Here is a 23,072-nt window from a genome sequence, read left to right on the forward strand (position 1 = left end):
GGTCGCTCCGGCTTCGTCGTGCGTGCACCCTCAGGAGGACCGGTCCACGGCAAACCCCGAAAGCCTAACCAGCGCCCAGGTACGCCGCCAGAGCCGAACGCCCGCGCCGGTCGAGCCCTGCCGGGCCCGGCAAACCCCGGGCTCGACGCCGCAGGGCCGGGCCCGAGGTCCCGGCCTCCCTCATCTGCCCCCTGTAGACCTGCCCCGCAGGTGGGGCAGACAGGCACGCGGCCCCCAGGGCGTGTGTCAGAGTCCTCGGTCGAGCCGAGGCGGAGTCCAGGCGGCGGTCCGGCAAGGCGGAGATTCGCCTGGATACAACACCGGTATCCGGGCCAGTCTCCAACGCGGCCGGTCGTCGTCTGGGCCCGCCGCAGGCCGGCCAGGGGCTTTGACACCCGCCCTAGCCGGGATGCTTCCAATCCGACCCCCCATGCAGCGCCTGACCACTGCCCCACACCTGGGGCAGCTCTACAGGGACCGAGAGTGGTGGCACCACCCCGGCGACGGCCACCTCGACCCGGATCAACAGCGACCGCCGGAGCGGTTCCAGGGTGAGCGGGGCAGCGCGGTGCCGGCCGCGGGGCGGCGTGCGCGACGGCGTTTGCGCCGGCCGGGGGTGCAGGGCGGACGGGCGGCGGTGTGTACCGCCACGTCGGCCGGTGGCGCCGGTCGGCCGATCAACCAGCACAGGAAGCGATCCATGGCGGGGCTCAGCCGACCGGGAGGCGCTCGGCGTCGGACCGGGAGATCTCGTACTGCGCCCCGCAGAACGTGCACTGCTGCGCGTACCGGGTCCGGATCGGAATGAGGGGGATGAAGAAGAGGGTGAATTTCGTCGAACGGCGGGTTATCACCTGCGCGGCGTGGTTGCCGCAGTGGCGGCAGACCTGTTGCACCACACCGGAGCGGTCGACCTTGGTACGCAGACCAAAGATGAAGAACATCGCCCGGCAGTACCCACCCCAACGCGAAAAGTCACCTCGCAGCGCCGATGAACGCGCCGCGAGCGCCGACCTCTGCTGGGTCGGCGCTCGCGGCGGGTGTCAGTGACTCAGTTGGCCGGTGCGGGCTCCAGGCCGGGGACCTCCTCGGCGATCCAGATCGGCTGCCAGTTCGGCACCTCGTGGAAGCGGCGCAGCTCGAACAGCCCGGCAACCGAACCGCTCCAGGCCCCGTACGGCGGGTTGGCCTCGTCGAAGCCGCTCTGCACGAACGTCAGCGTGGTCCGGCCACCGGACTCGGCCAGCTCCCAGCTCGTGACGCCGACCGGACCCCAGTCGACGGACATCCGGCGCCCGGGCTCCAGGTCGACGACCTTGGCGGCGTAACCGGTCTCGAAGCCGCCCATGGCGTACCGGCCGCCGACCCAGGGCTCGATGCCGATCGGGTAGCCGAACCAGGCGCTGGCCTGCTCGGAGTCGGTGAGCGACTTCCACACCTTGTCGGCGGGGGCGGCGATGACCAGCTCGCCGCGCAGGTCGGCGGAGGTGAAGTCGGTGCGGGGCAGCAGTGGCTTGCCCTCCAGGTGGGCGGCCAGGTTGGCGATGGACAGCGCCCAGTACGTCTGGAGCACGCCCCGGATGCTGGAGCCGCTCATCGCCTCGGCGAAGTCGAAGTGGCTCTGCGTCAACGTGAGCACCGTGCTGTCCGGGCTCTCGGCGGTGAGTTGGAGCTCGGTGGTGGTCTCCACCCCGTCGAGCAGCCAGCCGAAGCGCAGCGTGTCGTCGTCGGCGTGCAGCAGCCGCTGGTGCGGGGCGTCACCCTCGGGCGTGTAGCGGCCCCAGAACTCGTAGCGCTGGGGCAGCTCGACCTCGGCGTGCTCGGCCAGCCAGAGACGCAGCTCGGCCGGGTCGGTCAGGGCCGCGCGGACGCGCCCGACGGGCGCGGAGAGGCGGGCCTGGACCTTCAACGGCTCACTCATTGTCGTTCCCTTTCGGATAGCAGGCGACGGCCAGCTTGAAGGCGTCGCCTTCGCTGCCGCCGTAGCGGGTGAACAAGTCCTGAAGTGCGGTTTGCAGGTCGTGCAGGAACTGCTGGCGCTGCTCGGCGGGGACCCGGATCTGGCCGGAGACCCCGATCGAGGGCAGCTCGGGCGCCGCCCGGTCCAGGCCGGCGATGTCGGCCTGGACCTCCTCCATCAGGTCGAGCAGGTAGCCCAGGCTCAGCTCGTCGCGGGCCCGGCGCAGGCCGATCCGGCCGACGAGGCGCGGGGACAGCCAGTACGACCGGGCGGCCGCCTGGTAGATCCCCTCGGTGATGCCGCGGACCTTGCGTTCGTTCACCAGCTCGACGAGGCCGGCCGCGACGAGCTGCTTGACGTGGTAGTAGACGCGCTGTGGCGTCTGGTCGAGTCGGGCCGCGACCTCGGTGCAGGTACGCGGTTCGGCGAGTTGCCGCAGCACCTCGACGCGCTGCGGCTTGAGCAGGACTTCGGCCTGCTCGATCTGCTCCAGGTACAGGACGTCTCTCATGGCAAAATCAGTTTGTACGTACAAAATTTGTTTGTCAATCGGTTCGCGAGAAGCCGCGCCGACTTTCTCGACGCGGCTTCAGGCAACTGTCAGCAGGTGATCAGGGCAACCAGTCCGGCCGCAACGGGTAGCCGTTCACCCCGTCCGGGCCGTTGTGCGTGGCCAGCACCTGGTGCAACTGGATGCCGTTACGCTCGAACGCCATCCGGGACCCGGCCATGTAGAGCCCCCACACCCGGGCGGTGCCCGCACCCACCTCCGAGACGCAGAAGTCCCAGTGCTCCACCAGGTTGCGGCACCAGGCCGCGAGCGTCAGCGCGTAGTGCTGGCGCAGGTTCTCCTCGTGGTGCACCTCCAACCCGGCGTCGTGCACCTCGCTGATCAGCCGACCCGGGCCGGCCAACTCGCCGTCCGGGAAGACGTACCTGTCGATGAACGCGCCGGAGCGGTGCGGCGCCCGGTTGTCCGCGCGCGTGATGGTGTGGTTGAGCAGCCGACCCCCCGCCCGCAGCCGGGACCGCAGCGCCCCGAAGTAGGTCGGGTAGTTACGCACCCCGATGTGCTCGGTCAGCCCGATCGAGGAGATGGCGTCGAACTGCTCGGCCGGCGCGTCCCGGTAGTCCAGGTGCCGCACCTCGGCCAGCCCGGTCAGCCCCTCCCGCTCGATCGCCGCCTGCGCCCACTCCGCCTGCGCCTTCGACAGGGTCACCCCGAGCGCCTTCACGCCGTACTCGCGGGCGGCGTGGCGCACCATCCCACCCCAACCGCAGCCCACATCCAGCAGCCGCATCCCCTTCCTGAGCGCCAGCTTGCCGGCGACCAGGTCGTACTTCGCCGCCTGGGCCTGCTCCAGCGTGTCGTCCGGGGACCGGAAGACCGCACAGGTGTACGTCATCGACGGGCCGAGCACCTTCTCGTAGAAGGCGTTGGAGACGTCGTAGTGGTGCGAGATCGCGGTGCTGTCGCGCACCCGCGAGTGCCGCAGCCCGTTCATCACCCGCTTCCACCGCGGCTGTGCCTCCTGCGGCGGAGCCGGCGGAGGCATCAGCCGCTCCCAGCCCAACCCCCGGACCAGCGCCAGCCCCTCGGCCAGTGACGGTGGGCGCAGCCGCAGCTCGTCCTTGAGCACCCGCAACGCCTCGTACGGGTCACCCGGGTGCACCCCGTGCAACGCCAGGTCACCACTGACGTAGGCCCGGGCCATGCCCAGGTCACCCGGAGCGGTGAGCAGGTAGGACAAACCCCGCTCGGAACGGATCGCCAGGGTGAGACCGGCGTCGGACGGGCCGACGGAACTGCCGTCGTACCCGCTGATCCGCACCGGCAACGGCCCGGTGGTGACCGCGCGGATGACATCCGCCACGGTCGGACCCGTGTGCCGGCCGCCCGCCGGCGGGGTGGCGGGGACGCTCGCCGCCCCCTGATCTCTGTCGGTCAGGCTCATGCTCGTGCTACCGCCTTTTCGTACAGTCCCGTCAGCCGGTGGTCCGGGTCGTAGCGGTCTTTCACCGCCCGCCACGTGTCGCCGCCGTACAGGCGATCGAAGGCGTCCCGGTCGTAGTACGCGTCGGAGTAGAGCGACTTGTGGCCGCCCGACTCCGACACCCTGCGTTCGATCGTGCGGTTGACGTCGCCGTCGGCGGCGCCCGGCGCGATCGGCACGCTCCCCCAGAACCCAATGTTGACGTAGTCCTGCCCCGGCCGGAGTGGATACAGCGGCCAGGACCGCGCCGAACCGGCGCCCGCCGGCTCACGCAGCCGCAGCGGGCACAGCCACACCGGGTTCATCCCCACCGCGCCGGCGAACCAGCGCAGGAAGTCGGCGGTACGGTCCAGCGGGATCTCCACGTCCTGTACGACCCGTTCCCGGCCCGGCTGCCCGCGCAGTCGGTCGATCCGGGCCGCCACCTGGTGTCGGTGTTCCAGCCGCACCAGCCGGTGGTAGAAGTCGCTGCGCCGGTACCGCGACGGCCAGAGCCGGCGGACGACCGGATGCTGCGCGCCGAACGCCGCCGAGCACCAGAACCAGTCGGTGTCCCAGCGCCAGAGATAGTCGTACGCGGTGAGCACGTCGCGGGTGCGCCGGCGCAGGGACCGGTAGTAGATCTCCTGACCGGTGTAGTCACTGGGCGGGCCGGCGGCGTCGGTGAACGTGGCGAACACCAGGTACGCCTCACCGGGGCTGAACATCACGCCGTCCATCGCGTCGACCGGCTGACCGGCCCACGACCGGGTCGCGGTCACCTCGGCGATCGCGTCGGTGAGCGCCTCCAGGTCGGTGAACCGGACGTTGCGCAACGCCACGTACCGGCCGACCGGTTGCAGCTCGATGCGCAGCCGGGTCGCGTAACCGAGGCTGCCCAGCGAGTTGGGGAACGCGGCGAACAGGTCGGCGTGCTCCCCGTCGGGCCGGGCGGTGACGATCTCGCCGGAGCCGGTGAGCACGTCCAGCTCCCGCACCGACTCGTGCGGCAGGCCGTTGCGGAACGAGGTGGACTCGATCCCGAGGCCGGTCACCGCGCCGCCCAGCGTGATGGTGCGCAACTGCGGCACCACGAGCGGCATCAGCCCGTGCGGCAGCGTCGCGTCGACCAGGTCCTCGTAGGTGCACATGCCCTGCACGTCGGCGGTGCGCCCGGTCGGGTCGACCGACAACACGCCGTTGAGGCCGCTCACGTCGAGCCCCGGAGTCCGGGGCGCGGACCGGGGGCGGAACAGGTTGGAGGTGCGTTTGGCCAGCCGGACAGGCTCGCCCGTGGGCACCGCGGCGTACGACCGTCGCAGCGTGTCCACCGCTTGATCATGGTCAATGGGGTGATCCACACGCTCAGCGCGCATGTGATCACCTTACGCTCGTACCTGGGAAACCGTGGGATGTGGGCCGTGGCGGTTTCCCGTCCGGTGGCGGGCCAGGCGGTTACCGTGGCGGGCATGCCATCGCCCGCGATCACCGCCCTGGACGCCGCCGGCCTCACATATCGGCTGGTCAGCCATGGTGCGGTAGACAGCCTCGCGGAGGCCGCCGCGGTCCGGGGCGTGGCCGTCCCCGATGTCGTCAAGACGATCGTGGTCCGCCGGAGTGCGGACGATCACCTGTTCGTGCTCACCCCCGGCGACCGGGTCATCTCCTGGCCCAAGCTGCGCGCCCTGCTCGGAGTGCACCGACTCTCCATGCCGGACGCCGCCGGCGCCCTGGCCGCGACCGGCTACGAGCGCGGCACCATCACCCCGTTCGGCGCGAGCACGGCCTGGCCGGTGATCGCCGACGAGCGACTGCGCGGTCGGGAGATCACGTTGGGCGCCGGGGAGCGGGGCCTCGCCATCGCGATCGACGCCGACGCCGCGATCACGGCTCTCGACGCCACGGTGGCCGACGTCACCGACCCGCAACCCACCCGCTGAACGCGTCAATCCGGATCGCCCACCGCCGCACCGACTGGCACTGGTTGACGGCGGTGGGTGAGGATGGCGCGTATGTCCGCGCCCGAGGAACGCCCCGACCCCGCCGGCACCGTCTACGGCGGCCGCCGACGAGCGGCACGATCCGGTCCACTGGCCGATCCGCTGCTGCGGGTGGCGTTGGCGGTCGGGCTGGTCGGCGTACTCCTCGGGGTGGTCTTCGCCACCGGGCTGCTCGACGGTGACGACGAGCCGGCCGTGCCGGCGACGGTCGGCGCGCCGTCCACCGACGCGCAGCCCACCGGCGCCGCGGCCGAGCCGAGCCCGAGCGCACCCGCCGAGCCGTCGCCGACCCCGTCGGTCCCGCCGGCCCCGCCGACCGGTCCCCGGGTGTTCAAGGCCGCCTCGGGGCTCTGCCTGGGGCTCGACGGCGACGGACGGCAGGCGGCGGCCGAGTTGGCGACCTGCACCGGCGGCCCGGAGCAGCAGTGGGTGGTCAACCCGGTCGGGGCGGACGCGGTGACAGTGGCGAACGCCGCCCACGGTCAGTGCCTCGACGTCGAGGGCGGCAGTCGTGACGACGGCACCCGGCTCATGCAGTTTCCCTGCCACGGCCAGGCCAACCAGCAGTGGCGGCTGAGCCCCACCGGCACCGGCCCGGTGCTGCTGGTCGCCGTGCACAGCGGCAAGTGCGCCCAGGCCGACGAGGAGGGCGTCGAGGCCGGCGACGACATCCGGCAGCGCCCCTGCGACGGCCGGCCGGCCCAGCAGTGGAGCGTGGGCTGACCGGCCGTCGCACGGCAGCTCAGCCCCGGAAGCTCCACGCCTTCGGTGCGGTCGCGGCGGCCAGCACGGCCGCCGGCACCGCCCGGCCCGGCCTGCGCCGCAGCAGCAACGACAGGCCGGCGGCGCCGATCGACAGCGCACCGGCCACGTACCAGGCCGTCACGTAGTCACCGAACTGGTCCCGCACCAGCCCCGCGCCGGTCGCGGCGAGCGCCGCGCCGAACTGGTGGGCGGCGAACACCCAACCGAACACCACAGCCCCGGCGGCGCCGAAGTACTCCCGGCACAACGCCACCGTCGGCGGCACGGTCGCCACCCAGTCCAGGCCGTAGAAGATGATGAACACCAGCATGCTCGGTCTGGCGGTGCCGGCGAACAGGCTCGGCAGGACCAGCAGCGACAGCCCACGCAGCGCGTAGTACATGCCGAGCAGCAGCCGGCTGTCCACCCGGTCGGTGAGCCAGCCGGAGGCGATGGTCCCGACGATGTCGAAGAGCCCGACCAGGGCGAGCAGCCCGGCCGCGGTGGTCTGGGGCATGCCGTGGTCGTGCGCGGCCGGCACGAAGTGTGTGCCCACGAGGCCGTTCGTGGTCGCTCCGCAGATCGCGAACCCACCGGCCAGCAGCCAGAACGGGCGGGTCCGGGCCGCCGTCGCCAGCGCTCCCAGCGCCCGGGCCGCCGCGCCGCCGGTCGCCGGCGGCGCCTCGACGACCTCGGTCGCCCCGTAGGCGGGCAGCCCGAGATCCGCCGGGTGCTCGCGCAGCAACCACACCACAAGGGGTACGACCGCCAGCGCGGCGCCGGCCACGACGAGCGCGGCGGTACGCCAGCCGTGGTCGCGGACCAGGATGGCGATAAGCGGCAGGAACACCAGTTGTCCGGCAGCCCCACCTGCGGTCAGCACTCCGGTGACGAGGCCCCTTCGGCGCACGAACCAGCGCCCGGTGATGGTGGCCACGAACGCCAGCGCCATCGACCCGGTGCCCAGCCCGACCAGCACACCCCAGCAGAGCAGCAGCTGCCAGCTGGCACTCATGAAGACCGTCAACCCACTGCCGGCGGCGACCAGCAGCAGGGCCACCGAGACCACCCGGCGGATGCCGAACCGGTCCATCAGGGCGGCGGCGAACGGCGCGGTGAGCCCGTAGAGCAGCAGGTTCACCGAGACGGCGGCGGAGATGGTGGCCAGGGGCCAGCCGAACTCCTCGTGCAGGGGGTGCAGCAGCACCGACGGGGTGGCGCGGAAGCCGGCCGCGCCGACCAGCGCCACGAAGGCGACGGCGGCGACCAGCCAGGCGGGATGCAGACGGCGGTTCTTCCTCACGCGACAAGTCTGGGCGGGGCCGAGCAGCACGACGAGTGGCCGGAAAGCCATCATGCGCAATAATCGGGCCATGACGCCTCGCCCGCACCGGATCGCCGTACTCGCCCTCGACCAGGTGGTCGGCCTGGACCTCGGCACCCCGTCGCAGGTTTTCAGCACCGCCCGGGCCGCCGACGACACACACTTCTACGACGTCCGGGTGTGCACCCCGGGCGGGCGGCCGGTCCGCAGCACCGCCGGTTTCCAGGTGCTCCCCGACCACGGTCTGGAGTTGCTCGACACCGCCGACACGGTGATCGTCCCCGGCATCCACGCCGGCAGTGCGTTGACCTCGGGCATCGTCGAGCCAGAGGTGGCCTCGGCGTTACGGGCGGCGTACGAGCGAGGTGCCCGAATCATGTCGATCTGCACCGGGGCGTTCGTGTTGGCCGCCGCCGGCCTGCTCGACGGGCGTCGGGCGACCACCCACTGGGCGTTCACGGAGCAGTTCCGTCGCCTGCACGGCGGGGTGGACCTCGACCCGGACGTGCTCTTCATCGTCGACGACCGGGTGCTCACCTCGGCCGGAGTCGCCGCCGGCATCGACCTCTGCCTGCACGTCATCCGCCTCGACCACGGCAGCGAGGTGGCCAACCGGGCGGCCCGCCGCTGCGTGATGCCGCCGTGGCGCGACGGCGGCCAGGCGCAGTACATCGAACGGCCGGTGCCGAAGGTCACCGAGTCCAGCACCGCGGGAGCGCGGGAGTGGGCACGGCAGCGGCTGCACGAGCCGATCGCCCTGCGGGACCTGGCCGAGCAGGCGCGGATGAGCGTACGCACCTTCACCCGCCGCTTCCGGTCGGAGACCGGCCTGAGCCCGGCGCAGTGGCTGCTGCACCAGCGCACCGATCACGCGCGACTGCTGCTGGAGACGACCGACCTCACCGTCGACCAGATCGCGCACCGCGCGGGGTTCGGCACCACCGCCGCCCTGCGCCAGCAACTCCACCAACGCATCGGCGTGGCGCCCTCCACCTACCGCCGCACCTTCCACCCCCGCCCAGCCCTAACCAAAACCTAACCCCACCCCCACCCCCACCCCACGCCCCACGCCCGCGCCCCGCGCCCCACGCCCCACGCCCCACGCCCCACGCCCCGCGATCTTGCACTTACTGTCGCCGACTTGACCCGTTATGCGACTTTAGTCGGGACAGAAAGTGCAAGATCGGCGGAGAGTTTGGGGGGCGGCGTCGCTCAGGCGCGGAGGACGTGCAGTTGGGCCTGGTGCTTGGGCAGGTGGACCCTGGTGTGCAGGTCCAGGGTGCGGGACCAGGGCAGCGGCTCGTCCACGACGAGGTCGAAGCCCTCCCGCAGGTGGGTCTCGACCGGGGTCTCCGCCGCCAGGCCGAGCTGGTCGACGAGCCCGCACAACCGGTCGCTGGTGCCGTGCAGCAGTGCGGTCAGCCCGCGCAGACCGCCGTGCTCGGCGGCCAACGCGTCGAGCTGTGGACGGTGGGTGTCCTCTTCCAGCTCGTAGTAGGCGAACGGCGACCCGGCCAGCAGCGCCTCGGTGGCCTGGATCATCAGCTCGTCGTTGGCGACCAGGTGCGCGACGATCTGCTCGGCGCTGAGCTGCCCCTCCGGGGCCGTCCCGAACTCCCCCGCGTCAAGCTCGACGAACACCCCGCCATAGGCCCGCCGCAGCCCTCCACTCTCCATGCCCCCAGTCAACCTGCCCGGCGGGACGTTAGCGGCCGGATTGGCGGGAGCGGAGGTAGTCGCTGACCACGTACTCGCCGAGGTCGTTGGTGTCGGGCGTGAACATGCGGCCACGGCTGCGGCGGGCCACCGCGTCGACGAAGCGCCGCAGGCCCGGGTCGTCGCCGAGCATGAACAGGTTGAGCGTGGCGCCGTAACGGCTCAGCCGGTCCACCTCACGGACCGTCGCCTCGATCGTCTCCGGCAGCGGCGGCCAGTGGAACAGCGCCTCCCCGTCGTCGGGGTCCAGGTGGGCGGTCGGCTCGCCGTCGGTGACCACCAGGACCACCGGCTCGGCGTCCGGATGCCGGCGCAGGTGCCGACCGGCCAACCGCAGCGCGTGCTGGAGGTTCGTCCCCTGCTCCCCATCCGGCTCGACGGCGGCCAACTCCTGCTGGGTCAGCGTCATCGCCTCCCGGCCGAAGCCCACGATCTGCAGGGCGTCCTGCGGGAAACGCGTCTCCATGAGGTGCGCCAACGCCAGCGCCGTCTGCTTCATCGGCCCCCAACGACCCTGCGAGATCATCGAGTACGACAGGTCGACGCAGAGCACCACCGCCGCCGAGGCCCGCCTCTCGGTCTCCACCACCTCGAAGTCGTCCACCGCGAGCTGCACCGGAACCGTGGGCCCGGCCCGGCGGACCGCCCGGGTCAGCGTCCGGACCACGTCCAACGGCTGCTCGTCGCCGTACTCCCAGGGCCTGGACCCACCACTGACCTCGCCGGCCGCCCCCGCCGAACGCAGGTCGTGCTGCCCGCGCGGCCCGGCGGTCAGGTCGGCGAAGACCCGTCGCAGCGCGGTCCCGCCCAGCCGGCGCAACGCCTTCGGGCTCAGCGTGAGCCCCTCCGCGTCCCGGCTCACCCAGCCCTGCCGGCGTAGCTCCCGCTCCAACTCCCGCAGCCGGCGCACCTCGTCGGCCGCCTCCCGGCCCAGCGTGCGGGCGACCGCGTCGACGTCCACGTCGTCGAGCGTGGCCCCGGGGTGTTCCTGGTCGAGCTGGTCCAGCAGGTCGTCCAGCTCACCGATCTCACCCAGCGCGCCCGCCGCGTCGGCGTAGTCCAGCGGCTGGTCGCCCCGGACCCGCTCGCCGCGCCCCCAGCGCAGATCCGGGCGCAGCGCCCGCAGGTTGGCGTCGAGCGCCGACAACTCCCCCGCGAGGCGGTCGCCGAGCGACTGCTGCATCAGACCGGCCAGCTCGGCGCGCTGCCGGTCGGAGAGCGAGTTCATCAGCCGCTCGCCGGCCGCCGAGCGGCGGGCCAACACGTCGATCAGCTCGTCGACGGTCTCCGGCTGCTCCGGGAAGAAGTCGCCGTGTCGGCGCATGAACTCGGCGAACGCGTCGGTGGTGTCCTCCGCGCGGCCGTGCCGGGCCAGCAGGTCGTTCAGGTCGCGCATCATCTCGGCCAGCCGCTGCTGGGCGGCCGGGTCGGCGGACGCCCGCACCGCGTCGCGCAGGCCGGCGAAGCGCTGACCGAGCACGTCGTCGCGGAGCTGGTCGAGGATCTGCTGGTACGACCGGCGGGCGTCCTCGCTGGCCCACTCGTAGCCGGACAGCTCCTCCACCGCCCGCGCCGTCGAGCGGGGCAGATTGTCGAGCACCGACTCGGCGAACCGCGCGCCGTCGTCGTCGCGGCCGCGCAACTCGTCCCGCTCGGCGGCGAGGGCCTGGTCGAGCAGGGCCCGTGCCCTGGTCACCGCGCCGTCCAGATCGCCCCGGCGGAGCGCCTCCCGGCGGAGTCGCCGGGCGCGCGCGGCCAGGTCGTCCAGCCCGCCCCGCCCCTGCGGACCACGGCGCAGCAGATCCCGCAGCGCCTCCCGCAGGCTGCCGCCGGCCAGCACCTCCGCGCCGACCTCGTCGACAGCTTCACGTACGTCGTACGGGGGTGCCAGCGGGTCGGGCCCGCCGGTCCACTGCCCGTACCGGAACCGGTTGCCGGCCATGGTCAGCCCCGGCCGCCGTAGACGGTGCGCCCCGAGTCGGTGACGTCCTTGCCCAGTCGGCGGGTCAGATGCAGCCCTTCGAGCACGAACTCGACGGCGGCGGCGGCCTCCTCCGGGGTGGGCGCGTCCCCCAGGCCGAGCCGGTCGAGGACCTTCGCCAGCCCGGGTACGGTGCCGACCTGGCGCAGCAGCTCCGTCGCGCTGACCAGCTCGCCGGTCTCGATCGCCGCGCCGTCCTCGACAAGTGCCGTGAACCCGGACAGGTCCAGCCCGGCCAGGTGCGCCCGGAACGTCTCGGCGGTCGCGGTCCGCAGCAGGTGGGCGAGGATCTCGATCTCCCGCCCCTCCTCGCCGGACTCGAACTCCACCTTGCCGCGCAACGTGCTGGTCACCGACACCGCGTCGCCGACCCGGGCCACCGCCGCCTCGGGGCGGCCCTCCGGGGTACCGGCGCCGGCGCCGGCGAGCAGGCCGGCGCGGCGCAGCGCGGCACCGGCGACCGTCTCGGCGGCGGCGATGGCGAACCGGGCGGAGACACCCGAGCGCGGGTCCACCGAAGGCGACTCCCGGACCGCGCGGGCGAAGCGGGCCAGCACCTCCAGGACGTGCTCCGGCACGGCGGCGACCAGGTCGGCCTCCTGCCGGATCAACGCCAACTCCAACTCCAGGTCGACCGGGTAGTGGGTACGGATCTCCGCGCCGAACCGGTCCTTGAGGGGAGTGATGATCCGGCCCCGGTTGGTGTAGTCGTCCGGGTTGGCGCTGGCCACCAGGAGCAGGTCCAGCGGCAGCCGCAGCTGGTAGCCACGGACCTGGATGTCGCGTTCCTCCAGGACGTTGAGCAGCGCCACCTGGATGCGTTCGGCCAGGTCGGGCAGCTCGTTGACGGCGAAGATGCCCCGGTTGGTGCGCGGCACCAGCCCGAAGTGGATGGTCTCCGGGTCGCCGAGGGTGCGGCCCTGGGCGATCCGGATCGGGTCGACGTCACCGATCAGGTCGCCGACGCTGGTGTCCGGGGTGGCGAGCTTCTCGCCGTAGCGCATCGAGCGGTGCAGCCAGCCGATCGGCAGGTCGTCGCCGGCCTCGGCGACCTGGGCGCGGGACGCGGGGGTGAGCGGGTGCAGGGGGTGCTCGTTGAGCACCGAGCCCACGATGACCGGGGTCCACTCGTCGAGCAGCGCGCCGAGCGAGCGGATCAGTCGGGTCTTGCCCTGGCCGCGCTCACCGAGCAGCACCATGTCGTGGCCGGCGAGCAGGGCCCGCTCGACCTCGGGCAGCACGCTGTCGTCGTAGCCGACGATGCCGGGAAAACGGGCCTCGCCGGAACGCATCCGGGCGAGGAGGTTGTCGCGGAGTTCCTGCTTGACGGTGCGGTATCGGTGACCGGCCGCCCGCAGCGCGCCGAGCGTGCCGGGCAGGTCGGCCGGTGGAACCGGGATTACCGGGTTAGACGCAGTCACCCGACCCACGCTAGCTCACATTCGCGGGGGCGCCCCGAGCATCAGGGGGCACCCCCACTCCCACCCTCAACGCCGACCGCAGCGCCGGCAGGCTCCGCGCCGGCGCAGGTGGTACGCGTAGGTGGCCGCGCCGAGCGCCACGCCCCACAGCGGCCAGAGCAGCATCGGGGTTCCGGTGGGGCTGAACCCGCCGGTGAGCCGGTAGAACTCGGGGTTGCTGAGCAGCCCCAGGCTGGCCGCGGTCACCGCGATGGCGACCAGGGTGGCCGGCACCACTGCCAGCCGCACCGGCACCCGGCGACCGGCGAGGCCGACCATCCAGGCCGGGAACCGCTCGCCCCAGCGCTGCACCAGGCCGAGGGTGAGGATCGCGCCGACGGTGGCGAACGCGCCCAGCCCGAAGCCGGCCCAGACCAGCCCGGTGTCCTGCATGTCGGTGAGGAACTCCCGGGAGATGCCGAGCGGGATGCCGGCCGCCCAGGCGAACCGGGTCGACGCGTACGCCAGGGGAATGGTCGCGGCGATGCCGGCGGCCCAGCGACCCCAGCGCGCGGCGGCGGCCGGGGTGGTCCAACCCCGGTCGGCGTCGTCGCGGCCGCAACCCACGCAGGCCTCGGCGGTGCGGCGCTGCCAGACGAGCACCGCCCCGGCCAGCAGCAGTCCGCCGGCCAGCGCGGCGAACCGGCCGAACAGCGCCCAGTTGAGGACCTCGGAGTAGTCGATCGGCGGCCAGCCGAACGGAGCTCCGACGATCAGGATCGGCAGGTAGCCGAGGACGACAAGCACCCGGGCGTCCGGGACGACCACGGCGAGCAGGAACGCCACCGCCCAGCCGTAGCCGGCGAGCAGCGCCCGCAGCGGACCGGGCGGACGGACCGCCGGGCGGCTCATCGCCAGCGCGGCCACGGCGGCGGTGAGCAGGACGCCTGCGAAGAGCGGGGTGGCCAGGTCCACCGGCATCAGGCGCAGCAGGTTGACGTCGCCGCCATGGGTGTCGTTCGCGCCGAACGGATAGCCGGCGCCGGTGAGCGTGCCCACCAGAGCGAGGACGCCCCACAGGCCGAGCCAACCGGCGGCCAGCGGGGCAAACCGGTCGGGCCACCGGGAGTCGGTTCGGGGTGGGGAGGAAGTGATCGTCGTCATGCTCTCAGCCTCGACCGACAGCCCGGCGAATCCCTCCCGGCCGGCGGTGAACCCGCTCCCCCGGGTGAGGGACCGTTCAGCCGGACGGGGTGACGAAGCCGGACTCGTAGGCGGCGATGACCGCCTGGGTCCGGTCGCGGGCGCCCAGCTTGGCCAGCACGTTGCCGACGTGCGTCTTGACGGTCTCCACCCCGACCACCAGGTGGGCGGCGATCTCCGGGTTGGACCGGCCGGTGGCCATCAACCGCAGCACCTCGGCCTCCCGCTCGGTGAGTCGGGCGGCGCGCAGCCGGTCGCCGCCCACCGGTCCGTACGCCCCGACGAGCTGACGGATCGCGGCCGGGAAGAGCAGCGACTCGCCCGCCGCGACCACCCGGACCGCCTCCACCACCTCGGCGGGTCGGGCCCGTTTGAGCAGGAAACCCGAGGCTCCCGCGCGCAACGCCTCGTAGACGTACTCGTCGTTGGCGAACGTGGTGACCACCAGCACCCGGGGCGGGTCGGCGGAGGTGGCCAGCAGGTGTCGGGTGGCCTGGATGCCGTCGATGCTCGGCATCCGCACGTCCATCAGCACCACGTCCGGCCGGTGCCGGGCGACGAGCGGCGGTACCTCGGCGCCGTCGGCGGCTTCGGCGAGCACCCGCAGGTCGGGTTGGGCGTCGATGATGGCGCGCAGCCCCACCCGGATCAACTCGTCGTCGTCGACGATCAACACCCCGGTGGTCATGTCGCCTCCTCGTACGGCAGACGGGCCCGGATCAGCCAGCGGTCGCCGTCGGGGCCCACGGTGATCCGGCCGCCGAGCAGCAGCACCCGTTCCCGCATCCCGTCCAGGCCTCGACCGCCGCGGCCCGGGTCGGCCCGTCCGGGACGGTCCACCGCGTTCACCAGTTCCAGTTCCAGTGCTCCCGGGTGCAGGTCGAGCCGCAGCGTCACCGGCCCGTGGCCGTACCGGGCGGCGTTCGTCAGGCCTTCCTGGACGATCCGGTAGCCCTCCCGGGAGACCGCCGCGGGCACCCGTGCCGGGTCGCCGACGCGGTGTGCGTGCACCGCCAGCCCGGCCGCGCGGGCGTCGGTGACCAGCCGGTCCAGGTCGGCGAGGGTACGCTGCGGCGGCACCACCCGCCGGTCGTTGCCGTTGTCCCGGAGCAGGCCGAGCACGTGGTCCAACTCGTCCATCGCGGTCCGTCCGGTCTCCTCGATGGCGCTGAGCGCCCGCCGGACGAACTCCCGGTCGCTGTCGAGGACCTCGCGGGCGGCCCCGGCCTGGAGGGTGGCCACGGTCAGCGCGTGGCCGATCGAGTCGTGCAGCTCCCGAGCCAGCCGGTTGCGTTCGGCGAGCCGGGTGGCCCGCGCCTCCAGGGCGGCGATCCGCTCCGCCTGCGCGGGGCCGAGCAGCACCGGCGCCATCAGACCGGCAAGCGCGCCGAGCCCGGCGACGGCGTAGCCGAGACCGACGAGCATCGCCACCCCGGTCACGGTCAGCCAGCCGCTGTCCCGCCCGTCCAGGGGCCCGAACTGTTCCTGGCTTGTCAACTCGGTGTCGACGCCGAACTGTTGGGCGATGAAGGCCAGCGCCATCGGCAGGGCACTGAACAGCGCGATCATCACCACCGCGCCGACGATGAGGTGGGTGGCGATCCAGAGCGCGCACCGCAGTCGGGTTTCCCGGTCGCCGCGATGCCCCAGCGCGGGCTCGGGCAGGTCGACGCCGAGCAGACTCCGCACGGCGGCGATCTCCAGGGCCCGGCTGCCGTCCAGCAGCAGCGGCACCACGGCGATCAGCACCGCGATCACCAGCAGCGCGTAGGTCAGGGAGCGGGGGATCGCCGAGTCGCCGAGCAGTTGGGCGAAGGTGACCACGAGCAGCCCGTACGGCAGCGCCAACACTCCGCCGAGCAGCAGGAACACGCCGCGTCGCCAGGTGGTGCCGGCGACCAGCGGGGCCAGCGCCGCGCGGAGGGTCATCTCGTCATTCTGCGGCCGGGATCGGTTGCGGCGACTCCCCCGCGCCGGGGAGATCTCAGCGGTGGTCGGCCACGTACTGCTGGGGGTCCTTGTCGCGGAACGGCAAATTACGGCCGTTCTTGTGCTCGCCGTAGAAGGTCAGCCAACGTTGGCCCAGCTCGGCGCGGAGTTCGATGCTGGCGTGCCGGCGGAAGTCGGGCAGCGCCTCGTCCTCCTCCTCGGCGAGGTGTTCGCTGTTCTCCCGGCGGGCCGTGCCGACCGCCGCCCACCACTGCTCCGAGCCGACCGGGTGCAGCTTCGCCTCGGCGACGGCGTCCCGGATCTTGTTGTGGTCGCCGATCGCGTCGGCGGTCTCGTCCTCGCCGTCGTCGCCGTGCTTGACCAGGTGCGGGTAGAGGATCGCCTCCTCCGCCTCGGCGTGGATGTCCAGGTGCAGGGCGAGCGCGTCCCAGATGGCGAGCAGCTCCTGCTCGTCGCGGGCGTCGTCGAGGCGGGCGAAGCCGCGCCGGAAGGCGGCGTGGTCGTCCAGGATCAGTGCGGTGATGTCGTCCACTGTGCTCACTTTCCCGTTGGGCCGGCGAACCGGGCACGCAGCATGCGGGGCATCGCGGCGAGCCCGGTGACCGGTCGGAAGCGTTTGGCGGCCTCGGCCAGCGCCGCGTACTCGTCGTCGGCGAGGTCGAGGTCCGCGGCTGCGGCGTTGCGTTCCATCTGCTCCACCCCGGACGCTCCGGGGATGGCGAGCACGTTCGGGTGGTGCAGCAGGTAGGCGAGCGCGATCTGGCTGGGGGTGGCGTCGTGGGCGTCGGCCACCTGGCGCAGGGTGTCGATCAGGACCGCGCCGCGGGCCAGGTTCTCCGGCAGGAAGTACGGGTTGGCCCGCCGGACCGCGCCGCTCGGCGGGTTGTTCGCGTCGTAGCGGCCGGAGAGGAAACCCTGCGCCAGCGGGCTGTACGCGATGACCACCCGACCGGCCTGCCGCGCGTACGGCAGCAGGTCCTGCTCGGGCGCGCGGTCCAGCATGCTGTAGCGGACCTGGTTGCTGAGCACCCGCCGGCCGAGCGCGGCCTCGGCGACCTGCCAGCGGCGCAGCCCGTAGTTGCTCACCCCGACCTCGCCGATCAGCCCGACGTCCTGCAACACCCGCATGCCGCGCATCGTGGTGTGGTCGGCGACGAGCGGGTTGGGTTGGTGCACCTGGTAGAGGTCGATGCGCGTGACGCCGAGCCGGGCCGCCGAGGCGACCGCCCGTTGCTGCACCACCGCCGCCACCGGCAGGACCGGCAGGATCTTGCTGGCGACCACGACCGTGGCCCGGTCGTCGCCGAGCGCCGCGCCGAGGATCCGCTCGCTGCGCCCGAAGCCGTAGATCTCCGCCGTGTCGAAGACCGTCACGCCCACCTCGACGGCCCGCCGGACGATCTGCGCCGCCCGACTGTCGAAGTCCGGCCCGTAGCCCCACTCCCGGGAGCCGAACTGCCAGGTGCCCAACCCGATCCTGGACAACGGTTTGGGCGTGTCGAGGGCGATGAACCGCATGGCGTCGAAACTACCCCGCTGTCCTGATTCGCACGCCTGATCCGGGGTACCACGGCCCGGAGTTAGGCTCATGATCGTGACCTACCTCGCCGCGGATGACCGCTACGACACCATGACCTACCGGCGCAGCGGACGCAGTGGCCTGCGACTGCCCGCCGTCTCCCTCGGGCTCTGGCACAACTTCGGCCCGGACCGCCCGTTCGACCGGCAGCGCGACATCGTCAGGCGGGCCTTCGACCTGGGGGTCACCCACTTCGACCTGGCCAACAACTACGGGCCGCCGCCCGGCTCGGCGGAGGAGAACTTCGGTCGACTGCTCGCCACCGACCTGCGGGCGTACCGCGACGAGCTGGTCATCTCCAGCAAGGCCGGCTACCTGATGTGGCCCGGCCCGTACGGCGAGTGGGGCTCGCGGAAGAACCTGATCTCGTCGCTGAACCAGTCGCTGGGCCGGATGGGGCTCGACTACGTCGACATCTTCTACTCGCACCGGTTCGACCCGGACACCCCGCTGGAGGAGACGATGGGCGCGCTGGACGCCGTCGTCCGCTCCGGCAAGGCGCTCTACGTGGGCATCTCGAACTACACCTCGGAGCAGACCGTGCGGGCCGCCGCGATCCTGCGCGACCTGGGTACGCCGTTGCTGATCAACCAGCCGTCGTACTCGATGCTCAACCGCTGGACCGAGTCCGACGGCCTGCTCGACACGCTGGAGCAGGTCGGGGCGGGTTGCATCGCGTACAGCCCGCTGGCCCAGGGTCTGTTGACCGACCGTTACCTGGGCGGCATCCCGGCCGACTCGCGGGTGCGCACGAGTGTCTTCCTCAACGAGAGCGACCTCAGCGAGGAGAAGATGGCCACCATCCGGGGGCTCGGCGCGGTCGCCGAGCGACGCGGCCAGTCCCTCGCTCAGCTCGCGCTCGCCTGGGCGCTGCGTGATCCACGGATGACCAGCCTGATCATCGGAGCGAGCAGCGTCGGGCAGTTGGAGACGAACATCGCCGCGCTGGACAACCTCGACTTCACCGCCGAGGAGTTGGCCGAGATCGACGGTCTGCTGCGCTGACCCGCGCGGGCGGGCCGGGTCACCAGATCCGGCGCCGCCCGACGCGGTGGTTGCGTACCTCGCACTGACGGCCGACCGGGGCCGCGGGGGTGCGGCGTCGCCGCGCCGCGCCGACAAGCAGCACCAGGAGCAGCACGACGGCGGCGCCCGCCAGCACCGGCCAGCGCGCGCCGAGGTCGGTCACCGACGCCACCGGCACGCCCGGGTCGGCCGCCGCCGCCACCGCCGTGTCGGTGGCGGCCGGCCGGCTCGCGGCGGTACGCGGCGCGGCCGCACCCGCCTTCGTCGCGGCCTTCGTCGGGGTGGTCTTGGCCTTGGCGTCGCGGAACACCACGTCCGAGCAGGAGTAGTAGGTGTCCGGGGTGGTGGAGTTCTGCCAGATCGTGTAGATCAGGTGTCGACCCGTGCGGCCCGTCGGCAGTCGACCCGGCAACTGGTACGCCCCGGCTCGCACCCCCGGGTCGGTAAGCGTCAGAAACGGACGTGTTTCGAGGTCCGACCAGGTCAGCGGGGCTTTGGGGTCGTACCCGGGCCTGGTGACGTAGAGCCGGAAGGTGCCCCGGTGCTGGATCGTGGTCCGGTACCGGAAGGTGAACGTCGCGCCCGCCGTCAGGTCGGTGGCCGGCCAGTCGGTGCGGGGCAGGTCCAGCCCCCGGTACGCGGACAGCCCGCCGCTGCACAGCTCACCGTCCGGGATCCGTTCCCGGTCTCGCCCGTTGATCGCGGCGACCCGCACGTTGTCCCATTCCCGGACGGCCGCGCCCGCTTCGACGGCGGCCTGGCAGGCGGCGGTGGTCGCGTACCGGCCCTCGGGTCCGCAGGCCGCCGCCCGGCTGATCGGGTCGGTCGGGGCGCCGTGCGCGGCGGCGGGTGTGGCGGCCAGCGGCACGGTCGCGGCAGCGACGAGCACCGTGGCGAGGAGCCGGCGTACGGTCATGAGGTTGACCTCCCGCCCACTGGTACGGCCGGCGGACGGCAAAGGTTCGACGTCGGCACCTGTCACCGTTTCCGGTCGAGGCGGGCCGCGCCGCGATCGGCGAGATGGCCCCAGGTGGGGGCGCCACGGCGGCGGGAATCTCCGGGCTGGGTGCGGCGTTTCGATACACGGAACCGCTGGAACCGAGGAGGCAGACATGAAGGTACGTAGCTCGTTGCGTGCGCTCAAGCAGAAGCCGGGTTCGGTGGTGGTCCGCCGTCGTGGCCGGGTGGTCGTGGTGAACCGCGCCAACCCGCAGTGGAAGAGCCGCCAGGGCTGACCCCGCCCTTACCGGACATACAGTCGACAAACGCCCTGACCGGTCAACCGGTCAGGGCGTTTGGTCTTTCCCCCCGCGGAGGAGCTGACTCTTGTCCGGCTTGCCGCTGGGCGCGAGCGGGACCCGGTCGATGACCGTGACGGTTCGCGGCACCGCGAGATCGTTCACCTGTACGGCCACGAGTGCGCGCAGCACGTCCGGGTCGGGCGTTCTCCCGGCCGCCGGTACCACGAAGGCGTGCACGGCCTCGCCGGTCGTCTCGTCCGGCCCCCCGACGACGTACGCCTCGGCGACCGCCGCGTCGGCGGCCAGCGCCCGCTCCACCGGCCCGGCGTGGATCACCTGCGCGTCGACGATGATCACGTCCCGCGCCCGCCCGAGCAGCCGCAGGTATCCGTCGGCGTCGAGCTTTCCCAGGTCACGCGTACGCACCCAGCCGTCCACGAACACCTCGGCCGACTCGTCCGGGTCCTGCCAGTACGAGGAGGCCTGCGCCGGAGTGCGGACGAAGATCTCCCCGTCGCGAACGGAGACGTCCACGGCCGGACGACCGACGGTGGCGAGCGTGGCCGCGTCGGCAAGCATCTCGGCGGGGGTCACCATCGCGATCATCGACGTCTCGGTCTGCCCGTACCCGTGGAAGAGCACCGGACCCAGCACGTCGAGCGCCTCCGCCAGCCGGCCCGGCGCGAGTGGCGACCCGGAGACCATCAGCGCCCGCAGGTGACGCAGGTCCACCGGGTTGGCGCGCTGGTCCCGAACCAGCTGGTGCAGCTTGCCGACGGTGATCACGCTCGCCGTGGCCCGGTGCGCGACAAGGGCAGCCGGGAAGACCGGCCGGGGTGCCACGACGAGGGTGCCGCCCGCGACGAGGGCGAGGACGCCGTACTCCAGCATCACCTGACTGGCCAGCGAGCCGAAGACCAGGTAACGCCGCAACCGGGTGGCCAGGTCGGCGATGGCCGGGGGCCAGCGGTCCGGGTACGCGACCCAGGCCGCCGACATCGCCGCGTAGGTCTGCACCACGCCCTTCGGTGTCCCCGTGCTCCCACTTGTCCAGATGATCCGCGCGGGATCCGCGGCCCGTCCCGCCGCGACGAGTGGCAGCCCGTCGTCGGGATGCTCGGCGAGCGCGGCCAGCGCGGCCGAGTCGATCACGAGGGAGCCGGACAGCTGTGCCGGGCTCAGGTCGGCACGCCACCCGGACACCCGCGCCCCCACGGCGAAGGCGGCCATCGTGGCGGCGAAGGCGGCGGCGGTGACCGGCAGGTCGAGAGTGACGCCCACTCCGGGCCCCGCGCCGTCAGAGCGCAGCCCGGCCGCGACGCGTCGGATCAGACCCGCCATCGCCGAGGCGGTCGTGACTGTCGAGGCGTCCTCGAAGACCGGCCGGTCGCCGCCGGCCTCCAGGAGGTCGAGGACGGGCTGCGGCCAGACGTCAGCGGGCATCGGCGAGGACGCCCTTGACGAAGACCTCGAGGGGCTGCCGGTGCACGGTGGGCAGGTCCCAGTTGTTCTCCAGGTTCTCCGCGAGGTGGTGCTCGGCGACTGTCTGCCCGTCGCGCAGCACCCGTACGACGGGGTGGAGGTAGCTGGCGTCGTGCGCGGCGTTCGCGTCGTTCTCGGCCGGACGCGGCACGGTGATGTCGAACGGGTCGATCTGGTCGTGGTCGAGGCCGTACTCCAGGGTGACCAGGAACGCGAACACGTCCGGCTCCGTGTCGCGCAGGTAGGCGACCGGCACCTCCTCGCGGTAGCGGGCGGTCTCGCCCTCGACCGTGATGACGTCGCCGAGCACCGCGAACTGCTGCCACAGCGCCGAGGTCACGTTGATCCGGGCGATTATCGAATCGGCGATCGCCTCCGGCGTCGGGGCGATCCGCCGGGACGGCCAGGGCTGCCCGTGGTGCCGCTCGCGGAGGATGTGGTGCAGTGCGCGGGTGGCATAGCGAAAGCCGTGGATGAAGCCGTTCGTGGACTTCTTGAAGTCACGCTGCTGGCTGAGGGTGCCGGCGAAGTAGAGGCCGGGGACGTTCACCGACTCGAAGGCCGGCGTCTGCGCCGGGAACCGATCGTTGATGACCAGCTCCGGCCGGGCGGACTCGGCGAAGATGGACGCGTCGAAGCGGAATCCGGTGCAGAAAATGACCCGGTCGTACTCGAGTTCGCGCAGATTCTCGACCGTCCGGGCGTACCGGAACAGCACCCGGAACCCGCCGCCCTCCCGCTTGCTGATCTGTTCCACGGTGCCGTCCAGGACGGCGTTCTGCGACTTCAACTGGTAGGTGTCCAGGAAGTTGTTGTTCACCGCCCGCAGATGCCCGACGTAATGGGACTGCCAGGCCAGTTTGATGGAGTGCGGCCCGGCGACGTGAATCGTGGCGGCGGTCTCGACGAGCGCGTCCGCGGTCTCGAAGGCCGAATTGCCCTTACCGATGATCAACACGCGCTGATTGACGAAGTCGGCGGGTTCGACGCTTACGGTGTCGTAGCGCTCGGCCAGGTCCGCGCCCTCGATCGGCGGCACGTAGAGCGCGGGGACGCCGGTGGCGACGACGACTCTGCGGGCCGCCCACCTGTTGTCGCCGGCCTGCACGGTGAACACGTCGCCGGTCTTCGACACCGAGGTCACCCGGGTGTCGTAGACGATTCGCAGACCCCGCGCGACGTCGGCGAGATAACGCACGAGATCGTCGGCGGCGGGAAAGTAGCGCGTGCTGTAGTACTTGAAGAGCAGCCCCGGATCGTCGGTCAGCAGCGAGTTCCAGTCCGACCGCAGATTGAACTCCGGGTCCGTCGACCCGGTCCACACCTTGTTGATCGAGATTAGCTGACGGTGCCGGGGATAGGTCTCGAAGAATGTGCCCGCCCGGGGGCCGTCCTCCAGCACCACGTAGTCGTGACCGTCGCGTTCGAGCAGGGCCGCGAGCTGCAGGCCGGCCGGCCCGGCTCCAATGATCAGGCAATCGTGCGTCATGCGC

General features: G+C 72.3%; 22 protein-coding genes. 5 read left to right on the forward strand and 17 right to left on the reverse strand.

Features of this window, described 5'->3' with window-relative positions:
* Window positions 1–710: 710 nt before the first annotated feature.
* The 5 genes from ACLQ29_RS00940 to ACLQ29_RS00960 form a co-directional block, all read right to left on the reverse strand.
* Entirely contained in the window at window positions 711–944 is a 234-nt protein-coding gene (locus ACLQ29_RS00940; protein ID WP_393366778.1) for a zinc-ribbon domain-containing protein, read from the reverse strand.
* A gap of 107 nt (window positions 945–1,051) precedes the next feature.
* Window positions 1,052–1,921 (reverse strand): SRPBCC family protein, encoded by an 870-nt coding sequence (locus ACLQ29_RS00945; protein ID WP_425769772.1) that lies wholly within the window; start codon window positions 1,919–1,921, stop codon window positions 1,052–1,054.
* Complete coding sequence (locus ACLQ29_RS00950; RefSeq protein ID WP_425769773.1) at window positions 1,914–2,471, reverse strand: helix-turn-helix domain-containing protein; 558 nt, start codon at window positions 2,469–2,471, stop codon at window positions 1,914–1,916. The genes ACLQ29_RS00945 and ACLQ29_RS00950 overlap by 8 nt, the downstream gene beginning before the upstream one ends.
* 100 nt (window positions 2,472–2,571) lie before the next feature.
* The gene (locus ACLQ29_RS00955) at window positions 2,572–3,915 is read right to left on the reverse strand and encodes a class I SAM-dependent methyltransferase (protein ID WP_425769774.1); all 1,344 of its coding nucleotides are present in this window, start codon (window positions 3,913–3,915) and stop codon (window positions 2,572–2,574) included.
* A complete protein-coding gene (locus ACLQ29_RS00960) occupies window positions 3,912–5,309 on the reverse strand; it encodes an FAD-binding oxidoreductase (RefSeq protein ID WP_425769775.1) in 1,398 nt (465 codons plus the stop codon). The genes ACLQ29_RS00955 and ACLQ29_RS00960 overlap by 4 nt, the downstream gene beginning before the upstream one ends.
* 93 nt (window positions 5,310–5,402) lie before the next feature.
* Here ACLQ29_RS00960 and ACLQ29_RS00965 point away from each other — a divergent pair, with 93 nt between their 5' ends.
* The gene (locus ACLQ29_RS00965) at window positions 5,403–5,873 is read left to right on the forward strand and encodes an aminoacyl-tRNA deacylase (RefSeq protein ID WP_425769776.1); all 471 of its coding nucleotides are present in this window, start codon (window positions 5,403–5,405) and stop codon (window positions 5,871–5,873) included.
* A gap of 72 nt (window positions 5,874–5,945) precedes the next feature.
* Window positions 5,946–6,656 carry an RICIN domain-containing protein gene (locus tag ACLQ29_RS00970; protein WP_425769777.1) on the forward strand — a complete coding sequence of 237 codons (711 nt, stop codon included), beginning with the start codon at window positions 5,946–5,948 and terminating at the stop codon, window positions 6,654–6,656.
* A 19-nt stretch (window positions 6,657–6,675) separates the two neighbouring features.
* Here ACLQ29_RS00970 and ACLQ29_RS00975 read toward each other — a convergent pair whose 3' ends face one another.
* On the reverse strand, window positions 6,676–8,031 hold the full coding sequence (locus ACLQ29_RS00975) for an MFS transporter (RefSeq protein WP_425769778.1): 1,356 nt from the start codon (window positions 8,029–8,031) through the stop codon (window positions 6,676–6,678).
* Between the two features lies 1 nt (window position 8,032).
* Between ACLQ29_RS00975 and ACLQ29_RS00980 the strand changes: the two genes are divergently transcribed.
* Window positions 8,033–9,040: a GlxA family transcriptional regulator gene (locus tag ACLQ29_RS00980; protein WP_425769779.1), complete on the forward strand. Its 1,008-nt coding sequence runs from the start codon at window positions 8,033–8,035 to the stop codon at window positions 9,038–9,040.
* Between the two features lie 173 nt (window positions 9,041–9,213).
* Here ACLQ29_RS00980 and ACLQ29_RS00985 read toward each other — a convergent pair whose 3' ends face one another.
* From ACLQ29_RS00985 to ACLQ29_RS01020, 8 genes are all read right to left on the reverse strand, one after another.
* Window positions 9,214–9,678, reverse strand: coding sequence for a hypothetical protein (locus ACLQ29_RS00985; protein ID WP_425769780.1), 465 nt, complete (start codon window positions 9,676–9,678; stop codon window positions 9,214–9,216).
* 28 nt (window positions 9,679–9,706) lie between these two features.
* Entirely contained in the window at window positions 9,707–11,659 is a 1,953-nt protein-coding gene (locus ACLQ29_RS00990; protein WP_425769781.1) for a vWA domain-containing protein, read from the reverse strand.
* A gap of 2 nt (window positions 11,660–11,661) precedes the next feature.
* Entirely contained in the window at window positions 11,662–13,128 is a 1,467-nt protein-coding gene (locus ACLQ29_RS00995) for a sigma 54-interacting transcriptional regulator (protein WP_425769782.1), read from the reverse strand.
* Between the two features lie 57 nt (window positions 13,129–13,185).
* Window positions 13,186–14,262, reverse strand: coding sequence for a hypothetical protein (locus ACLQ29_RS01000; protein WP_425769783.1), 1,077 nt, complete (start codon window positions 14,260–14,262; stop codon window positions 13,186–13,188).
* Between the two features lie 76 nt (window positions 14,263–14,338).
* Window positions 14,339–14,989, reverse strand: coding sequence for a response regulator transcription factor (locus ACLQ29_RS01005; RefSeq protein WP_425769784.1), 651 nt, complete (start codon window positions 14,987–14,989; stop codon window positions 14,339–14,341).
* On the reverse strand, window positions 14,986–16,230 hold the full coding sequence (locus ACLQ29_RS01010; protein ID WP_425769785.1) for a histidine kinase: 1,245 nt from the start codon (window positions 16,228–16,230) through the stop codon (window positions 14,986–14,988). The genes ACLQ29_RS01005 and ACLQ29_RS01010 overlap by 4 nt, the downstream gene beginning before the upstream one ends.
* A gap of 55 nt (window positions 16,231–16,285) precedes the next feature.
* Complete coding sequence (locus ACLQ29_RS01015) at window positions 16,286–16,783, reverse strand: hemerythrin domain-containing protein (protein WP_425769786.1); 498 nt, start codon at window positions 16,781–16,783, stop codon at window positions 16,286–16,288.
* 5 nt (window positions 16,784–16,788) lie between these two features.
* Complete coding sequence (locus ACLQ29_RS01020) at window positions 16,789–17,769, reverse strand: aldo/keto reductase (protein ID WP_425769787.1); 981 nt, start codon at window positions 17,767–17,769, stop codon at window positions 16,789–16,791.
* 70 nt (window positions 17,770–17,839) lie between these two features.
* On the opposite strand from ACLQ29_RS01020, the gene mgrA reads away from it, so the two are divergent.
* The gene (mgrA, locus tag ACLQ29_RS01025) at window positions 17,840–18,835 is read left to right on the forward strand and encodes an L-glyceraldehyde 3-phosphate reductase (RefSeq protein WP_425769788.1); all 996 of its coding nucleotides are present in this window, start codon (window positions 17,840–17,842) and stop codon (window positions 18,833–18,835) included.
* 19 nt (window positions 18,836–18,854) lie between these two features.
* Here the strand turns inward: mgrA and ACLQ29_RS01030 are convergent, their stop codons facing one another.
* The gene (locus tag ACLQ29_RS01030; RefSeq protein ID WP_425769789.1) at window positions 18,855–19,772 is read right to left on the reverse strand and encodes a lytic polysaccharide monooxygenase auxiliary activity family 9 protein; all 918 of its coding nucleotides are present in this window, start codon (window positions 19,770–19,772) and stop codon (window positions 18,855–18,857) included.
* A gap of 196 nt (window positions 19,773–19,968) precedes the next feature.
* Here ACLQ29_RS01030 and ACLQ29_RS01035 point away from each other — a divergent pair, with 196 nt between their 5' ends.
* Window positions 19,969–20,091, forward strand: a complete 123-nt coding sequence (locus tag ACLQ29_RS01035; RefSeq protein WP_030490864.1) for a 50S ribosomal protein L36 — start codon at window positions 19,969–19,971, stop codon at window positions 20,089–20,091.
* Window positions 20,092–20,142: 51 nt separating this feature from the next.
* Here the strand turns inward: ACLQ29_RS01035 and ACLQ29_RS01040 are convergent, their stop codons facing one another.
* Together ACLQ29_RS01040 and ACLQ29_RS01045 are read right to left on the reverse strand one after the other, a co-directional pair.
* Window positions 20,143–21,540 (reverse strand): class I adenylate-forming enzyme family protein, encoded by a 1,398-nt coding sequence (locus ACLQ29_RS01040; protein WP_425769790.1) that lies wholly within the window; start codon window positions 21,538–21,540, stop codon window positions 20,143–20,145.
* Window positions 21,530–23,068 (reverse strand): NAD(P)-binding domain-containing protein, encoded by a 1,539-nt coding sequence (locus ACLQ29_RS01045; RefSeq protein WP_425769791.1) that lies wholly within the window; start codon window positions 23,066–23,068, stop codon window positions 21,530–21,532. The genes ACLQ29_RS01040 and ACLQ29_RS01045 overlap by 11 nt, the downstream gene beginning before the upstream one ends.
* Between the last annotated feature and the right edge of the window lie 4 nt (window positions 23,069–23,072).

This window comes from Micromonospora sp. DT228 (assembly GCF_049841595.1).
Classification (GTDB): Bacteria; Actinomycetota; Actinomycetes; order Mycobacteriales; family Micromonosporaceae; genus Micromonospora.